Annotated in this window: 16 protein-coding genes; all 16 read left to right on the top strand. The window is 44.9% G+C overall.

Going from position 1 to position 18,368, the window contains the following annotated elements; all coding sequences use genetic code 11:
- The first annotated feature begins 104 nt into the window (after positions 1-104).
- Positions 105-719 carry a xanthine phosphoribosyltransferase gene (locus ACFWMP_RS21750; RefSeq protein ID WP_042192789.1) on the top strand — a complete coding sequence of 205 codons (615 nt, stop codon included), beginning with the start codon at positions 105-107 and terminating at the stop codon, positions 717-719.
- On the top strand, positions 713-2,032 hold the full coding sequence (locus ACFWMP_RS21755; RefSeq protein ID WP_042192787.1) for a nucleobase:cation symporter-2 family protein: 1,320 nt from the start codon (positions 713-715) through the stop codon (positions 2,030-2,032). The genes ACFWMP_RS21750 and ACFWMP_RS21755 overlap by 7 nt, the downstream gene beginning before the upstream one ends.
- Before the next feature lie 213 nt (positions 2,033-2,245).
- Positions 2,246-3,544 carry a GntP family permease gene (locus ACFWMP_RS21760; RefSeq protein ID WP_042192785.1) on the top strand — a complete coding sequence of 433 codons (1,299 nt, stop codon included), beginning with the start codon at positions 2,246-2,248 and terminating at the stop codon, positions 3,542-3,544.
- A gap of 32 nt (positions 3,545-3,576) precedes the next feature.
- The gene (locus ACFWMP_RS21765; RefSeq protein ID WP_042192783.1) at positions 3,577-4,725 is read left to right on the top strand and encodes a glycerate kinase family protein; all 1,149 of its coding nucleotides are present in this window, start codon (positions 3,577-3,579) and stop codon (positions 4,723-4,725) included.
- A 150-nt stretch (positions 4,726-4,875) separates the two neighbouring features.
- Positions 4,876-5,910 carry a CdaR family transcriptional regulator gene (locus tag ACFWMP_RS21770; RefSeq protein ID WP_042192781.1) on the top strand — a complete coding sequence of 345 codons (1,035 nt, stop codon included), beginning with the start codon at positions 4,876-4,878 and terminating at the stop codon, positions 5,908-5,910.
- 86 nt (positions 5,911-5,996) lie between these two features.
- On the top strand, positions 5,997-7,352 hold the full coding sequence (locus ACFWMP_RS21775) for an MFS transporter (RefSeq protein WP_231573360.1): 1,356 nt from the start codon (positions 5,997-5,999) through the stop codon (positions 7,350-7,352).
- A gap of 67 nt (positions 7,353-7,419) precedes the next feature.
- The gene (locus ACFWMP_RS21780) at positions 7,420-7,635 is read left to right on the top strand and encodes a hypothetical protein (RefSeq protein WP_042192779.1); all 216 of its coding nucleotides are present in this window, start codon (positions 7,420-7,422) and stop codon (positions 7,633-7,635) included.
- A gap of 27 nt (positions 7,636-7,662) precedes the next feature.
- Entirely contained in the window at positions 7,663-8,349 is a 687-nt protein-coding gene (locus ACFWMP_RS21785; protein ID WP_042192777.1) for a hypothetical protein, read from the top strand.
- Entirely contained in the window at positions 8,346-9,548 is a 1,203-nt protein-coding gene (locus ACFWMP_RS21790; protein WP_042192775.1) for a glutathionylspermidine synthase family protein, read from the top strand. The genes ACFWMP_RS21785 and ACFWMP_RS21790 overlap by 4 nt, the downstream gene beginning before the upstream one ends.
- A 39-nt stretch (positions 9,549-9,587) precedes the next feature.
- Positions 9,588-10,181 (top strand): hypothetical protein, encoded by a 594-nt coding sequence (locus ACFWMP_RS21795; protein ID WP_179085796.1) that lies wholly within the window; start codon positions 9,588-9,590, stop codon positions 10,179-10,181.
- Complete coding sequence (locus ACFWMP_RS21800) at positions 10,178-10,570, top strand: DUF350 domain-containing protein (protein ID WP_042192771.1); 393 nt, start codon at positions 10,178-10,180, stop codon at positions 10,568-10,570. Before ACFWMP_RS21795 ends, ACFWMP_RS21800 begins: the two co-directional genes overlap by 4 nt.
- Positions 10,571-10,708: 138 nt before the next feature.
- On the top strand, positions 10,709-11,722 hold the full coding sequence (locus tag ACFWMP_RS21805; protein ID WP_379424689.1) for a potassium channel family protein: 1,014 nt from the start codon (positions 10,709-10,711) through the stop codon (positions 11,720-11,722).
- Between the two features lie 138 nt (positions 11,723-11,860).
- Complete coding sequence (locus ACFWMP_RS21810; RefSeq protein WP_379424690.1) at positions 11,861-13,909, top strand: catalase; 2,049 nt, start codon at positions 11,861-11,863, stop codon at positions 13,907-13,909.
- 173 nt (positions 13,910-14,082) lie between these two features.
- Positions 14,083-15,222 carry a glycosyl hydrolase family 8 gene (locus ACFWMP_RS21815; protein ID WP_379424691.1) on the top strand — a complete coding sequence of 380 codons (1,140 nt, stop codon included), beginning with the start codon at positions 14,083-14,085 and terminating at the stop codon, positions 15,220-15,222.
- 31 nt (positions 15,223-15,253) lie between these two features.
- Positions 15,254-16,804 (top strand): glycan biosynthesis hexose transferase WsfD, encoded by a 1,551-nt coding sequence (gene wsfD / locus ACFWMP_RS21820; protein ID WP_379424692.1) that lies wholly within the window; start codon positions 15,254-15,256, stop codon positions 16,802-16,804.
- Positions 16,801-18,357, top strand: a complete 1,557-nt coding sequence (locus tag ACFWMP_RS21825) for a hypothetical protein (protein ID WP_339243940.1) — start codon at positions 16,801-16,803, stop codon at positions 18,355-18,357. The genes wsfD and ACFWMP_RS21825 overlap by 4 nt, the downstream gene beginning before the upstream one ends.
- Positions 18,358-18,368 lie beyond the last annotated feature (11 nt).

Consider the following 18,368-nt stretch of genomic DNA (forward strand, 5'->3'; position numbering starts at 1 on the left):
CACTAAGGGACAAAAGCCCAGAAGGACAGATTCACTTGAGAGAAACGACTCAAGGGATTTGTCCTTTTTTTGTTTTTTTAATGAAGAGGAGAGATTAGTTCACGATGAAAGTACTTCAAGAGCGCATTAGACAAGAGGGTCTTATTTTATCAGATACGGTACTGAAGGTAGATTCATTTCTGAATCATCAGGTCGATACGGAGCTAGCGCTGCAAATCGGTCAAGAGTTCAAAAAGTTGTTCGGTCATCAACCGATCACGAAAGTAATTACTATTGAAGCTAGTGGGATTCAGTTTGCCATGGCTACTGCGATTGCATTAGGTGTACCGTTTGTTTATGCGAAGAAAAAGAAAGCAGTAACGCTCTCAGAGGCTGTCTACTCAGCGCCTGTACATTCCTTTACTCGCCAAGAGGATTATCTGGTCAGTGTCTCTCAGAAATATCTTGGGCCGGATGACAAGGTGCTTATTGTGGATGATTTCCTCGCTACTGGTGCTGCTCTTGTAGGACTGGTTGATATCGTAAAAGAGGCGGGAGCAAAGCTCCTTGGCGTCGGTTGTGTCATTGAAAAGAGCTTCCAGGAAGGCCGGAGCCTTCTGGAGAACAGAGGCATAGAAGTCCATGCCTTGGCCCGTATTGCATCTATGTCACCAGGTGAAATTCACTTCATTGATAATGAAAGCTCATTAGAGAAAATCAAGGAGAGTGCGGGATGTTAAGCAAGCAAAAGGTATTTACGTTAGGTCTTCAGCATGTCCTAGCCATGTATGCAGGAGCAGTAATTGTACCGCTGATTGTTGGGGGTGCCTTGAAGCTAAATGGGACTCAAATGGCTTACCTCATCGCAGCCGATTTGTTCACTTGCGGATTGGCTACACTGCTGCAAATAATGGGCACCAAGTATTTTGGTAGCAGGCTCCCAGTTATTCTTGGATGTACCTTTACAGCTGTTGGCCCGATTATTGCGATTGCCTCGACACATAATCTGGCGACTGCGTACGGTGCGATCATTATTTCCGGTTTGTTCGTTGTTCTTGCGGCCCCGCTTTATGGGAAGCTGCTGAAGTTCTTCCCGACCATTGTAACGGGTTCTGTCGTGACCATTATCGGGTTATCTCTTATTCCAGTAGCCATGAATAACGTTGCTGGCGGAGAAGGCAGCGCTGATTTTGGACAACCCCGCAATTTGCTGCTTGCACTAATTACACTACTTGTCATTTTAGCAGTTAATCGTTTCGCCACTGGATTCCTGCGCTCGATCTCAGTTCTGGTAGGTCTTGTGGTGGGTACAGCGATTGCTTATGGAATGGGTATCGTTAACTTTTCTACGGTAGGTGACGCTTCTTGGGTAAGCATCGCACAACCGTTCTACTTCGGATGGCCTGAGTTCAGTCTTACTGCAATCTTCACTATGATCATCGTTAATATTGTTAGTATGGTGGAGTCTACTGGGGTTTATTTTGCAGTTGGTAAAGTAATTGATCAGAAAGTTGAACAGAAGCAGATCGTAAACGGACTGCGTTCCGAGGGAGTAGCAATTATGCTGGGCGGAATCTTTAATGCTTTCCCATACACTGCTTTTTCTCAAAATGTGGGTTTGATTTCGCTGTCTCGCATTAAGACCCGTAATGTTATTTTTGCCGCTGGCGGGATCATGATTGTACTAGGACTCCTACCTAAGCTGGCTGCCTTGACGACGATTGTACCGAATGCCGTACTTGGTGGAGCCATGATTGTCATGTTCGGATCGGTTGCCGTTTCCGGGATATCCATTCTATCCGATGTGGATCTCCGTAAGGATGGTAATCTACTGATTGCTGCTTGTAGTATTGCTGTTGGCTTAGGTTCAGCGACACTTCCTGCAATGTTCGCAGAGCTGCCTGAATTTGCCCGAATGCTGCTACAGAACGGTATCGTATCCGGTTCGCTTACAGCGATTGTGCTGAACATTGTCCTCTCCAAGACAAAGGATGATGTGCAGGTAGAGGATAACACTGTACCTGTTCTTGCTAAGGAATCTCAAGTCTCCTAAACTAATTTGATTCATAATAAAAGACCAAGCCTGGGTGAAGTATAAACCTAAGCTTGGTCTTCTTTTGTGTTCGGTGCTTGTGCATTTGCACAAAAAAATAGGTTGTCCCGTCAATATAATTGGGTTTGTAAGCGCAGTATACTCAGTTTAGAAAGCGTTATCAAAACACACACTTTAAAGTGTCATACTTTTATATTAAGGGGGCAACTAGAGATGGAAGGCACAGTAATTAACTGGATGGGCGCTGTTGCAGGATTGATATTAGCCGTCGTATTGATTTTTAAAAAGGTTAATCCGGTCTACGCACTCTTTTTAGGCGCAATTGCCGGAGGGATATTGGGCGGCGCTTCTATTGCGGAAACGGTACAGTATATTATCGATGGAACGAATAGTGTAATGGGGGCAGTTGTACGTGTACTCGCGGCAGGTGTGCTGGCGGGGGTACTGATTGAATCAGGTGCAGCCGAACGAATGGCTGAGACCATCGTAGACAAGCTTGGTGAAAAGAAAGCCTTATTGTCTATAGCACTAGCTACTATGATTATTACAGCAGTTGGTGTATTCATCACGGTAGCCATCATTATCGTCGCTCCGATTGCTTTGTCTGTGGGTAAAAAAATCGGCATTTCCAAAACAGCCTTACTACTCGCTCTGGTTGGTGGCGGTAAAGCAGGTAATATTATTTCTCCAAACCCAAATACCATTGCCGTAGCGAAGGGCTTTGATGTAGATTTGGCTCAGGTGATGATCCATGGGTTCATCCCAGCTGTTGCGGGTCTGATTGTCACTGTTATTATTGCTAATCTCTTAGTCAACAAAGGTGTGAAAATCGCAGACGGCGATGTTGTAACGAAAGAGGAAGATACCTCTAAGGTTAAACCAAGCTTCGGCCGTGCTATCGTCGCTCCAGTTGTCGCTATTCTGCTTCTGGCCATTAATCCGGTCGGAAATATTCTGAATATCGAATTGCTGAAATCCTTTAAAGTTGACTCTATGATCATCTTGCCTCTTGCCGGTATTATTGGACTGATTGCTATGAAACAGACGAAGAACATCATTTCTTTTACAACCTCAGGGTTAAATAAAATGACAGGTACAGCCATTATCCTGATTGGTGCTGGTGCTATCGCTGGCATTATCTCAAAGTCTGACTTAAGTGCTACGGTTGTTGATGCAATTACAGCTATGGGGATCTCAGGAACCTTCCTTGCTCCGATTGCAGGTATCTTGATGGCGGCCGCTACAGCGTCCACATCTACGGCTTCCATTGTGGCAGCCGGATCGTTCGGGCCCGCTATTCTATCTATGGGGACAGCGCCACTTAATGCGGCGATTATGGTGCATACCGGGGCTACAGTGATTGATCATCTGCCACATGGTAACTTCTTCCACGTCACTGCGGATTCCGTTAAGATGAACATCAAGGACCGGATGTCACTGATTCCTTACGAAAGTCTCGTGGGTCTGACAATGGCTATCGTTGCTACTATACTTTACGGCTTCATCCTATAATAATATCTCTAACTAGAAGGGACAGATATTCTATGAAAAAAGACCTGGTTATCGTTCTGGCACCGGATTCTTTCAAAGAAAGTATGACAGCTAAAGAAGCTTGTGAAGCCATGGAAAGAGGCATTCATAAAGTGAATTCTAATATAAATTGTATTCATGTACCTATGGCGGATGGCGGCGAAGGAACGATGCAGTCCTTAGTCGATGCAACCGAGGGCACCGTATATACTACTAAAGTTAAAGGCCCTCTTGGCAATGAAGTTAGCGCATCCTACGGAATTACAGGTGATGGATTGACAGGCGTACTGGAAATGGCCAGCGCGAGCGGCATTCAGCTGGTATCCCCTGAGGAACGTAACCCTTTGATTACAACAACTTACGGAACAGGACAATTAATCAAAGCCTGTCTGGACCGTGGTGTCAGCAAACTGCTAATAGGTATCGGAGGTAGTGCCACCAATGATGGAGGTGCCGGGTTGGTTCAAGCGCTAGGCGGCAGACTTCTGGACGAAGAAGGGGATGAACTGATATTTGGCGGCGGTGAGCTTGGCAGATTAGCAAGGATCGATTTGAGTGAATTTGACCCTCGCCTGAAGGATGTGCAGGTTGAAGTGGCCTGTGATGTTACGAATCCATTATGTGGTCCGACCGGAGCTTCTAATGTATTTGGTCCGCAAAAGGGTGCTACTTCAGAGATGATCAAACAGCTCGACAGTAATCTTCAGCATTATGCGAGTGTCATCAAGGAACAGCTTGGAAACGATATTATGGATATGCCTGGAGCTGGTGCAGCCGGTGGACTTGGTGGAGGGCTGGTAGTGTTTTTAAACGGAGTGTTAAAAAAGGGCATTGAGCTTGTCATTGACTACACCGGACTTGAAGAAAAGGTGCAACAGGCTGATATGGTGTGGACCGGGGAAGGAAGCATCGACTTCCAGACTCAATATGGCAAGACACCGTTAGGCGTTGCCCAGGTCGCTAAGAAATATAATAAACCCGTGCTAGCCTTCGCGGGACGGATCGGCGATCAGACAGAAGTGCTGTATGATAAAGGAATCGATGCTATTTTTGGCATTATGCCAGGTGCGGCTTCATTGGAGGATGCCCTGAAGAAAGGGCAGGAGAATCTGGAAAGATCCGCTGAGAACGTGGCCCGGCTAGTCGCACTGAACCAAGGTTGATCATTATAAAAAGCGACGGAGATATTACATCATCCTTATTATTCCTACGAGAAACGGTTATCGTCTTTTAAGGACGACAACCGTTTCTTCTTGTTTATTTTTAAGGTAGAAGCTTTCTGAGTAGAATATACAGGAACAGGAGGGGCAGACATGAAGATATCCAAATCACTCGCAGGACAAATCGCACAGGAAATGATGAGTGTAGTTCCTTATAACATTAATGTTATGGATGAGAACGGCTTTATTGTAGGGAGTGGAGATCTAAAACGGGTTGGGACCTTACATGAGGGAGCGAGAATAGCCATTCAAAGTGGGCATGTCTTTGAGGTATACGAGGACGGCATTGGAATGAAGCCAGGGGTGAATGAACCCATTATTATAGACCGTAAAGTTTTGGGTGTGGTAGGCATTACGGGACATCCGGATGAGGTTAGACCGTTTAGCAAGCTGGTCAGAGTTACTACCATATTACTTATAGAGCAGGAAGCAAGGAATAAGCAGGAACAGGATGACAGAGTAAAGCGTGTGAAATTTTATCATGAATTGTCTTATCGTAAAGAGGCGTATGATCTTGAATTTCTAGAACGGGCGAGTAGCTATGGGCTTGATCTGAAGAAGAAATGCTGGGCCATCCTGGTAGATGGAGACGTGAATGGGAAGGAGTTCAGAAGCGTTTTTAGATCCTATCCGCATTACTGGAATTTGGAGAACGACAAGGCTGTTTTTTTCATCACAGATGGATTTCTCTATAAAGAGCTGATAGGAAAGCTTAGTGCTTGCGGTGATGTGAGACGGATCGGCTCTGGCGAGGCAGAGGAGTTAGCCGCTTATTCGTTGGAACAGGCACAGGCGGCCATTCATATTGGCAGTAGAGTCGATCCACTCAAAAAACTATATACCTATGCAGAATTGAGGTTTCTAATACACTTATCCTATGAAGGGGATGAGCGGCCAGGGACGATTTATGCTCTTCTGGATCAGTCGGGAGACAAGACGGGTCTGATTGAAACACTGCAAGTATTTATTGCGGAGAATGGAGATCATAATCGAACGGTACAGAAGTTGAATATTCACCGAAATACACTGAATTACCGACTTAACCGCATTCATACATTGACGGGTAAAAATCCACGCAACTATATAGAGCTGTTCGAACTGGTATGTGGATTGATGTGGCGCAAGTAATTTCCTCTTCTAATTGCCAACCTCTTTTTATAGGCATAAAATTAGTTGAGCATGTATAGATAAATTAGGACAGGGATGGAGTAGGAATGAATGAGAAAGTAGGAATGAATGATAAAATTGTCATGCCATTATGGACGATGTGCCTCTTTATTGTAGTGATGAACACAACGATGTTTAATGTATCGCTTCCAACCATTATTCAGGATCTCCAAATTTCTGCTGACCTAGGCTCATGGGTCATTTCCAGCTATTCGATTGGATATGCGTTGTCGACGGTTATTTATAGCCGGTTATCAGACTTGGTGCCGATTCGCAAGCTCTTGACCATTGGCTTAATTACGCTTGGGACAGCATCAGTGTTTGGATTGTTCGCACATGACTTTAATATGCTATTGATTACAAGAATCCTACAATCTGCGGGCGCCGGATCTATGGCTGGATTGGGGCTTGTACTCGCCAGTCGCTATGTTCCGATTGAAAGACGCGGTGCTGCTATTGCGATGATCTCGGCGGGTAGTGCAATGGCCTTTGGTTTGGGTCCTATTGTGGGAGGTGTCATCAGCCAGTACTTTGGCTGGAACGGATTGTTCGGCATAACTTGCCTTGTGCTTATCGTGCTGCCGGTATTGCTGCGGTTATTGCCTAAGGAACAGCCACAGCCTGCAAGCTTTGACATCCTGGGGGCGGCGCTGACCGTTGTAAATGCTGCAAGTTTACTGGTAGCTGTAACTACCCAGTCGCTTGTATGGCTTGCGGTGGGTGTAGTGTCTATTATCGTGCATGCCGTACATCTGAAGAAGGCCAAGGAATCATTCATTAATCCGCAGCTGCTTACCATGCCGGGTTACTTGAAACTGGTTGCCGTAGGCTTTTGTATTCTGGTGCTGAACCTAGGGAACTTGTTCCTGATGCCGCTTGCGCTCGCTAATCTGTTCGATAAATCAGCGCTGATGATTGGTTTGTATATCGCACCGGGAGCGCTATTATCTGCATTTCTGACCCGTTATGTGGGACGTTTTATTGATCGGTACGGTAATATACGCTTCTTAGTGATTGGACATTGTATACTTGCAGCCGTTATGGCTGTGTTTGCCCTGAATCTTTCTGTATCACCTGTAGTACTGCTGCTAGGTTATCTATGCTTCTCTCCCGCTTTCTCAGCTACGATGGCATCCTTAAACAATGAAACTTCTATAGTTCTTCCAAGGACTTGGATTGGTTCTGGTATGGGACTTTTACAACTGGTTCAATTCTTCGGAGGCTCTGTATCTGTTGCAGTCTGCGGGCTTTTGCTGCATGCGCAGCGTGATATCTCCCCTGCAAAAGCATATCAGCATGTATACGGCGTGTTGCTCCTCGTTTGCTTGTGTTCGTTAGGAATTCTTCTTTTATATAGACGTTCTAACGCCAAGAGAAAGGTTGGGCAGTCTATGCACGCCTAGAACTGAAACGAAAAGGTAATAAAGACGTATCAGATGCTATAGCAGAACTAAGGAAGGAATGGTAATAATGGACAATGGGATGAATGTAATCTTATTTGAAAAAATGCCGGAAGGCGGGCTGCGAGTCATTGAGGAACGCACGTGGAGCATGAATATGATCGCAGCGTTAGAGCATGTCAATTATATTGTGGTTGGCAGTGTTGAATATGAAACGGTTGAAGGACGGCTGAACGTAGATGAAGGCAAGCTGGAGCTTTTACTTGTTCCAATGCACAACGAATGATTGAGATAAGGGAAGGAGAACCTTACGATGTCTAAAGATGAAAAGGATAAGGAATTAGCGGTATCCAAATTATTCACTTCTGATGGTAAGCCCATTCGAGTATTATCTACTTCGCTAGGCATAGCTTTGTTAGCGAATGCTATGTTTATTCCTGGCGGCGCAGGGGCTAGTGCAAATACTTCTGGAGATGAACCACAGCTAGTGTCCTGGTCTACCGAAGAGGTTAAAGCCTATTTTGACAAAAATGTGGATTGGAATATTCCATATCCGGAAGGTACACAAGAGGTAGAACAGGAAGGCCAAGGTGTTGTAACCAATAATGGAACGACGGTAGTGAATAACTATGGTGGATATCATTCAGGTTTTGGTTGGGATGACTTGCTGCTATATCACATGCTGTTTAACAGTGGTGGCAATTACTCTTCCAGAGGATGGTCTAAGGACCGTCCAACTTATTATGGAGGCACGAGAACAACTTATAAGCCGCCTACCTATAGCAGTGAGAAATTCCAGAATAAGAAGGTTCCCGGTTCTGTTGTAAAGCCCAAAACATCGACTTCCTCCACAGGCTCTATTACGAGAAGAGGCTCTTCCTCAAAAAATGGAATCGGTGGCACTTCCAGCGGATTAAACTCTTCGAAGAACTCTAAATCTAGCTCAGGCTCGAAGTCCTCTTCGAGATCAGGCTCAAGTAAGAGTGGTTTTGGCGGATGAGTGAGCAGCAGAGTGTATTTGAAATTCTAGATCAGTCTGAGCTTGAAAGAGGTCCACGGGTCAAAGCGTTATATGAACTCGGGTTCACTTGGGCTGATCTTGAGGATGAAGAGTACTGGTTGGATGCAATTGCTCTAATGCAAAGGGACACTTATAAGGAGCTTGAAGAAGCCTCATCAAAACTCTGGGCCATTCTCGATAAAGCGGTTCGCTATGTTCATCTAAAGCGCGATTTGTATGAACTGCTTGGGATTCCCCCTGTACTTTGGGAGATGCTTGACGGGTGTCCTATGCCAGAAGAAGGATTCATTAGTCGGTATGCCAGATTTGACTTTGCCATAGCCCATGATGGGACGATTAAGCTGCTCGAACTGAATGCGGATACCCCAACAGGTTATGTGGAAGCCTCGATAGCTACACCATGGATCTGTGAGCAAGCTGGAATGCAGAGTCCAAATCAAGGGATGAAGGCACAAGTTGCGGCAGCTTGGCAGGTAGAACGTCCGGATACCGCAGCTTGTGTGGCTTATGGATCTCATCTTGAAGATTCAGGTACGATAGAAGCATTAGTGAAGCACAGTGGTCTCGATATCCAGTGTGTGGATTGTCTTGATCTGTGGGTCGACAACGGAATTCTCAAGGATGGGGAGGACCGTGTGATCGAGCGGATGTTCGCTCTATATCCTAAAGAGTGGATGGCTGTGGATGAAGGCGGTGATGCCCTCGCCTATGCGGTAGAGCAAGGGAATCTTCAGCTCTTTAATGGTCCTCACAGTATATTGCTCCAATCCAAGGGGCTGGTTGCAGCGGTGTGGGGAATGTATGAGCTGGGCCTGCTATTCGACAAGGAAGAGCGAGAGACGATCTCGCGCTATATTTTGCCTACTTATAATAAGCCTGTATTCTCAGGGAACTTTGTGTCCAAATCTGTTTTTGGCCGTGAAGGGGGTTCGGTGCGCATGTTTGATGATAGCGGTGCGCTAGAGCTTGAAGATGAAGACGGTTATGACAGTAGTCAGCTCTTCCCCACTGTGTATCAAAAAAGAGCTGATTTAGCACGGATAACGACATCAGAGGGTGAATTTCATCTGCTGACAGGCATGTTCGTGATTAACGGGAAGCCTTGTGGTATGCTCGGCCGAGCGGGCGGATTGATTACAGGCAATGCCAGTCATTTTATTGCGTTGGGAGTGAGATAATTGGATAAGAGCAAGAAAGCCCGAATCGGAGTCTTATGTATGATGCTTTTGACGGTACTGTTGCTAAGCGCATGTTCCAGTAATCAGGGCAGTGTATTTGATTCAGGAACAGCTCAAACTTCAGATAGTGTAGCACGGGTACCGTGGGACTACCGGGTGGTAGAGAGTACCGTAGGGGATTTAATTGGGAGTGACATGACGGTTTTGCCGGATAATGAACTGCTCCCGAATGATGGGAATTATGCTACTGGCGATAAAATTTGGACACTTCAGTTCATGGACGCCGAGTTAATCACGGATGCTGATCAGAAGAATGAAGTTCGCCTGTCTTCATGGAGCACGATTAAGTCTTATGCAGATGAAAAAACGGCAGCAGAGGATCTTACCAATCTTAAAGTATCGGTAACCACTGATGTTGATCTTGTAGGAGTATACAAGACTAAGTATAAGGATAAGACAAGAAACTTTGCGGTGCTTGAGCTCCCTTCAGGAAATCGGATTAAGCAGCCGATTGATGATGAACGCTATACCGCATTAGAGAAAAAGAAAACCGCTTCCGTAGTCCTTGAGGAAGTACATGATTTTGCCGACTATGATTCGGCTTATGCGAAATTTCGGGGGTGGGCGAAGTGACGATGGTGGTTAATTTGGTAGTGAGTGTGTTTGTGATTATTCTTTTGCAAGTGTTAGGCATGGTGATCTTTGGTTTAATGACTCCGTTTAAAGATATGGAGGAGCTGAAGAAAGGCAATGTGGCTGTAGCTTTGGCTTTAGGCGGCAAGTTTCTGGCAACGGCTATTATTATTGGCGTAGCGGCGTATACGAATACCTCCATTTTGCACATGATCATTTGGTTTGCGGTAGGTTATGTGTGCTTGATAGCGGCTTATTGGATCTTTGAATTGGCAACCCCAACCTTTAAGATTTCAGAGCATCTGGAGAAAGGGAATGTGGCTGTAGGCACTATGCTTTGCTTGGTGTTTATTGGGACTGCATTTGCGATTAGCAGTTTGATTGTTTAGTTTCAACTTGAAATAGGATAAAGACAAAGGTTGCCCCGATCCATCCGTCGAGTGGCAGCCTATATTTCTCGCATAAACGCTTACTGTCCTTAAAGGACGCCGGAGTCATTTTGCTTGATGTGAAGAAGGGGTGGGCAGATGCATCTGTTTCTGAGAATTTCCACCAAGATGATGCGGTTACGTAAACGGACGATAGGGCTAATCATTCTGATCTTTATAGTTCTTAGTGCGTCGATTGCTTACCTGATCGAGCCGGGTACGTTTCACAGTTGGTTTAATGCATTTTATTGGGTCATGACAACGATGGCGACCGTAGGATATGGAGATTATTTTGCAGAGACCGTAGTTGGAAAGCTGTTTACCATGTTTCTATATATCTTTGGTATCGGCCTCCTCAGCTTGGTTATTGGTAAGGTCATTGACTCCATAGCGGAGGTGCAGAGAAGGAGAGGAGCGGGAACGTTGAGCTTTCGGGGAAAGGATCATGTGATTCTGATTAATTGGAGTAAGAAAGCACAAGCTGCCGTAGAGGAGATTCTATGCTATTCGCCGAAATGCCACATTGTCATCATTGATGAGACAGGAAGTCATCCTCTGGAGCATATGGATCAAGTTCACTTTATAAGTGGCGATGCCTCCAGTGATGAGATTCTTCTTAAGGCTAACATCCATGAAGCAAGAGCAGCCATTGTGTTCGGGGACACAAGGATTGATGAAGCATCGCTGATCGACGGCAAATCTTTGTTAATTGCCTCTAGCATTGAGCGCATTGCACCACAAGTACATACGACTGTAGAAATAATGCAAGAGAAGAATATTCAGAATTTCAGGCATGTCCAAGTAAACGAGTTCGTTCTTTCGCATGATGCCATCTCCAGACTGGCTGTTCGTTCTGCACTGCAAGAGGGCAACTCTGAGGTGATAACGCAGCTGCTGAGCCGTAAATATGGTGATGATATTTATGAGATTCCAGTGAATACTACGTGGAAGACTTATGGGGACGCGTTTCAGAGCCTGCTTCTGCAAGGTGCAACCTTATTGGCGGATCGTAGCGATCTAAGTATCAATCGAAAGCTGGATCAGGCTATTCCTAAGGATGCTAGATTGTATGTTGTTTCCGATGAAGCGACGTATCGTAGGATCAAGGGTTAGGTCAGAATTAGATGGAATAGGCGGATTTTCGGGAGCTATGGCTTCGCGGAATTCCGCCTTTTTTTGTTTGCCAAACTTTCCTAAAGGGTAAGAGATACATGATAATATTTACTTTACCTTTGGAAGGAGCCATTGTTAATGAGTGAACATCAAAAAGTGAACGGAAAAAGCAAGAATGAGCAACTGGAACAGTTTCGCAGTAAGGATGAAGGTCACACCTTAACAACGAACCAGGGTTTAAAAGTATCAGAGGACGAGTTCTCCTTAAAAGCGGGTGATCGGGGCCCAACCTTACTGGAAGATTTTCATTTCCGGGAAAAAATGACGCATTTCGATCATGAGCGAATCCCTGAGCGAATCGTGCATGCACGTGGATTTGCTGCTCATGGTGAGTTTGAAGTATATAAATCACTGAAAGAATATACAAAGGCGAAATTCCTTCAAGATCCCTCTGTGAAGACACCGGTATTTGTCCGATTCTCGACGGTAGCCGGATCACGGGGATCAGCCGAGACGGTGCGGGATGCCCGCGGATTCTCTACCAAATTCTATACAGAGGAAGGGAATTACGATTTAGTCGGAAATAATATGCCCGTCTTTTTTATTCAGGATGCGATCAAGTTCCCAGATTTAGTACATGCGCTTAAGCCTGAGCCGCACAATGAAATGCCTCAGGCCGCATCGGCTCACGATACCTTTTGGGATTTCATAGCCAATAACCAAGAATCGGCCCATATGGCAATGTGGCTGATGTCGGACCGCGCTATTCCACGTAGCTTCAGAATGATGGAAGGGTTTGGGGTGCATACTTTCAGGTTGATTAATGAGCAAGGAAAAGCCCATTTTGTTAAATTCCACTGGAAACCAGTGCTCGGTGTACACTCTTTAGTGTGGGACGAAGCTCAGAAAATATCAGGAGCGGACCCTGACTTTCATCGTCGTGATTTATGGGAATCGATTGAAGCCGGCAACTTTCCGGAATACGAATTGGGCATTCAGCTTCTAAGTGAAGAAGATGAATTTAAGTTTGATTTTGACGTGCTGGATCCTACAAAGCTCTGGCCAGAGGAAGATGTACCTGTACAGATTGTTGGGAAAATGACCTTGAACCGCAACGTGGATAATGTCTTCGCCGAAACGGAGCAGGTAGCTTTCCACCCTGGACATGTGGTTCCAGGCATCGATTTCACCAATGATCCACTGCTTCAGGGCAGGTTGTTCTCATATACGGATACTCAGCTAATTCGGCTTGGCGGTCCTAACTTCCATGAGTTGCCGATCAATAGACCGGTATGTCCTTTCCACAACAATCAGCGTGACGGGTATGGACGGCAGACGATTAATCAGGGTTCAGTGAGCTATCACAATAATTCGCTTGCTAACAATACGCCTGCACCTGCAACAGAGGCTGAAGGTGGTTATGTACATTATCAGGAGAAGGTTGAGGGCCGTAAGGTGCGTAGCCGGAGCAAAAGCTTTGAAGACCATTTTTCACAAGCCAAGCTGTTCTGGAACAGCATGAGTGCTCCAGAAAAAACGCATATTATTGAAGCCTATTCATTCGAGCTCGGGAAGGTAAAGAGTAAGTCTGTCCGGCAGCAGGTTGTAGATATGCTCACGAACGTTACGTTAGAGCTTGCTGTGCCTGTAGCAGAAGCTATTGGGGCGACGCCACCGAAAACGGGCGGTTCCGAGGTGGCTCAAATCTCCCCGGCACTAAGTCAGGCAAATACGAAGAAGCACCCAAACACACGTAAAATAGGTGTGATTATAGGCGACAGATTTGATGATGACTTGGTGATGCCTGTTCTGGATACGCTTATGAGAGCCGGGATCCAGCCGGAAATAATCAGTGATAAGCTTGGATTTATTAAAGGCTCGAAGGGGACAGAGCTTGAAGTGATTCATACCTTATCCACGACAGATTCGGTGCTCTTTGATGCAATTTATGCAGCTGGTGGAAATTCGGAACTTAAGAAATTCCATAAAGATACAGCGCAATTCCTGAACCAAGCCTATTCTCACTTTAAGCCCATCGCGGTGACTACTGAAAATGCTAAACTACTTGAAACGGCCGAGCATAGAAGAAGTTCGGGTGTAATCATTGGAGATGGCGGAGAGGTGTTCGCTGCCAGCCTTGTCGCGGCAATTACTGCCCATCGTTTTTGGGAACGTATGAATGAATAAATAACTGATACAGAGGGGATATCCCGCTCGCCAAAGGCGTAAGGATATCTCTTTTTTGTCTAAGGATAGATACATAACGCTCACAGTTTGATTTAACATTTTGTTGTATATTACCGTTATAGATAATACTAGGCAGTAAGCTGAATAGGAGAATATTAAAAGGAGGTGATCACTTGAGGAAAATAATTATTGCTGCACTAGCGATATTTGCAGGCATTATAGGGTTAACGGCATGCGAAAAAACGGCAGTATCGAATCCGTCCAATAGTGTTCATACTAATTCTCCAGCTCCAGTAGATTCGGAAAATGATACTAAGGTAATCCAGACGCAGGAAGTAACTAACTTAGAGCAGTTTATTACCTCGAAACTCACAGGTGAGTACGGTGTGTATACTAATTTTATTGAAACAGATCAGTCGGCGGAAGCGGCGAGTGGACACGAAGTTCTGAGTGAATCGGCATCTCTCCGGATGCTGGCAGCTGTGCGTAGCGGCCAACAAGAGAGATTTGCAGAACAATGGCAACTGGCTAAGCAAACTTTTGATATCAACAGTGGTTTCAGCTACCGTTACAGTCCTAAACAGCAGAAGCTATACCCCTTGAATGCTGCCGTTGATGATTTGCGTATGATTCAAGCTCTTTATGAGGCGGGGGAGAAGTTCGGCGATAAACGTTATACAGCTGAAGCGGATAAATATGGCGAAAGATTATATGATTATAATGTAAAAGACGGAAAACTTTATGATTTCTACGATATGGAATATTCTTCAACAAACACATTCGTCACTTTGTGTTATATTAATTTGGGCACTTTGCGAAAAATGTCGATTCCTAGCCAATTTAGTAAGAAACTGACGAATGATTTGAACGTAATATTGGAAAACGGATATTTATCGGATGAATTCCCCTTTTATGAGACACGGTTTAATTATGAGAGCGGAAAATATAGTTCGGAAAACATCAATACAGTAGAGTCGCTTTTATCCATTCTAGCCTTAGCTGAGGTGGGCCAGCAGAAAGCCACCAGCATTGATTTTATCAAGCAACAGGTCGAAGCTGGAACGTTGTATGGGCAATATTCGAGAGAAGGTAAGCCGCTGAACGATATCCGCTCCACAGCCATTTATGCCATTACGGCTATGATCGGCGCAGAAATCGGCGATGAATCTCTCCACCATAAAAGCATTGAAAGAATGAACGAGTTCAGAGTAACAGATGTGGATAGCCCACTGTACGGAGGATTCGGTGATGTCGCTAGCGGCCAAGCTTATTCTTTTGACAACCTGATGGCATTACTGGCCTATGTCTATTAACTTAAACTTATTGTATTGAAGGTGAACCTGCATGATGGACAACACGGTGAAAACACCTCTAAGGCAGGGGATATCACTTGCTAATTTATCGGTTTCTCCTGCATTTGTTGCTGCATTTGGAGTGCTGCTTATTACCATCATCGCGCTGTTCACAGCTCCGTATGTCGGAGTGGCGGATAACGGTGACTTTTTCCGTAGCATTTATAGTAATGGACTCTATTTCAATCTGCCGGATTATGATAGTCAGTACTTTGGTTATTTTGTGAAGCAATATGGGATCTTTCAATATTTTAATGAGAATGGTGCAATGTTATTTTCCTCTCAGTCCTTATTTATCAAGCTGGCTATAGGACTTAACAAGTTGTTCTTCAGTAGTGAGGTATTCGACATCCGCTTTCAAGCGGCGATTTATACGATTCTTTATGTAATCGCAATTTACTTATTAATAGAGGCTATTACATGGAGGATGTCCCGAAAAAAGGGATTCATTATTGCAGGTATTGCTATTTTTATATTCGGAGATACCGGGTATACGGCTTATTTTAACTCCTTTTACGGCGAGAGTGTTGTGATGATCACGATGATCTTCATGTTCGCTTCATGGCTGATGTTATATCGAAAAAGATTCAATGACTACGCGATGCTGGCCTTGTTCGTAATTAGCACGCTGATCCTGACTACTTCTAAGCAGCAGAATGCGCCAGTGGGTATGATCATTGCTGTTCTGGCATGTTCACTGCTGTGGATTCGTAGAGACAAGATATTTCGGATCCTGACAATGGCGTCTCTTGCTCTGATGCTGTTTGCAGGTGTGTTCACGTATTTGAATATCTCAAATGAGTTCGTAAACATTAACCAGTTCCATGCCATGACCCGAGGGGTGCTGAAGGAATCACCTGATCCAGAAGCCGCTTTAAAAGCGTTAGGGATGGACGAGCAATTCGCCATTCTGAAGAACAGCATTCACTATGAGAAATACGTGACCATAGACGTGAATTCACCACTTCTCGAGGAGAATTTCTACAGTCGTTATGGATTTGTATCCATCCTTAAATATTATTTAACGAACCCTGACCAGCTTAATTCGATTCTTAATGTAGCTGCTCAAAGTGCATTCTCGATTAAGCCTGCGGCTATGGGAAATTTCGAGCATTCTGTTGGTAAGGAGTTTCGAGCACAGAGTCACTTTTTCACCGGATACAGCCAACTGAAACAAACGCTGGCCCCGCGAACATTCGGGTTCATCTTCCTCTGGATGGTGCTTGTCATCGGTCTCTATATGCCTTCCTTTGTAAAAGCGATTAAGTCCCGTGACTTCAGAGGTATGCAGCGAATGGTATTGATTGTCGCTTCGATTGGCATTGGGCTTTCAGGTATTTTTGTATCGATTATCGGGGCAGGCGATGCCGATATTTCCAAGCATGAGTTCTTATTTACATTATCCTTTGATTTAGTCACTTTTCTGACCCTATCCAGTGTGATTGGGCGTAGAGTTTCTAAAAACAGCAATCGGGTTAAGCAGGTTAGCAAGAGCACCCCTTCTAGCCTGTATACAAAGCCTCAAAAGGATGTGAGTGTGTGAGCATCAGAGGAGTTTTAAACGGAATATTGCTACTGACGTTGACTCTAACAGCCCTTCTGATTCCCGTCACACCTGTCCAATCTGCTGCTTCGCCACAGCAGGTCCTACTACTCTACGACAGCCTCGCTAAGGGGACAACGAAGGAAGGCAACGTGACTGAACTCCAGCGACTGCTGGCGGCCTATTCCATGAAGGTCACACTTAGGAGTCTGGATCAATATGAACAAGGGATGCTGAATCATTACTCTAAAGTGATTATGGTCCGTAATGCAGCGGATATTTTGATTACTAATAAATTTTATGTAGAGGATTGGGAGCATTATCAGGGACAGTATTTGCACATCGGGTACAGTCCTCCAGCCTCGCTGACAAAGAAACTTCAGTTAACCACAGATGTCATGTATGACGCGAATCCAGATCTCAAGATCGGACAGTTCTCGGGAATTTCACTTCAGGTACAGGATATGCTCTATATAGCCGGAAGTCAGGGAACCCAGTCCCTTGGAAAGCTGATCTTCCAGGATGATAGCCTGCAAGCACCTTATGCTGTGAGTAAAGAGGATGCTGCTTATGTTCCGTATTTTGAACAAGGGAATGTCAGTGCACTGGCGATGGGGTATGTTCTGAAGGATTGGCTTCATATCAACGCAACGCCTAAAGTGTATCTTGCGATCAAAGAGATCTATCCCTTCTCTGATCTGGGACTGCTGACAGAGACTGCGGAGCGGCTGTATCAAGTGGGGATTCCTTTTCTCGCAAGTGTGCGGCCAGTGTTCAGCAATACCGATTATCCAGCAATGCAGCGTTATTTGGTAGCCATCAAAAGAGTGCAATCGAATAATGGCAGCATTCTGGTCAATGCCCCTATTGCGATGCATTCAACGAGTACTAGTAATATGGATCATTCACTTCAGGTAAAGATGAACGCGTTCATTAATCTGCTGGTGCACAACAAGATTGGGCCGCTTGGAATCGGAGCACAAATGCACTGGGCGTATGACAAGGAATACTCGGAGGCGGGGATGGGGTTTTTCGATTCTGTGATACTGTATCCGGATGAAAACGTTGATTATATGGAGCAGAGCGACACCTCCAAGTCCTTTCCATCCTCTTTATATAGTGTGCCGATTGATTTTTTGCAGGATCTGCAAACATCCAATAATGTGATGCCAGAACTGCCGATGGACACGGTAATCACTGTGGATATGCCTAAGGATAAGGAAGAACTTGAGGAAATGCTGAAGATGCTGGAACAATACTGGGTTTCTTTTGCAGATTATAAACAAGAAAGGCATGAGGTTGTTACAGACGTCAATACGATCACTTCATCAGAAGGAGTGATTTCTATTAATGGACAACCCCTGAGTCTGAATTATACGCCAGAAACAGTGAATAGCGATTATCGGTATACAGAAGAGCAGAAGAAGAGCTTTACGACGCTTTTTAATATACAGAATCAGTTCTTTATAGTTGCAATAATGATTTCTCTGTTGCTATTTGGCGGATTAATGATCATCGGATACCGATTGTATAGGAAAAAGTATTTGAAATGAGACAACTAATC

The organism is Paenibacillus sp. NPDC058367 (assembly GCF_042723305.1).
GTDB lineage: Bacteria > Bacillota > Bacilli > Paenibacillales > Paenibacillaceae > Paenibacillus_AQ.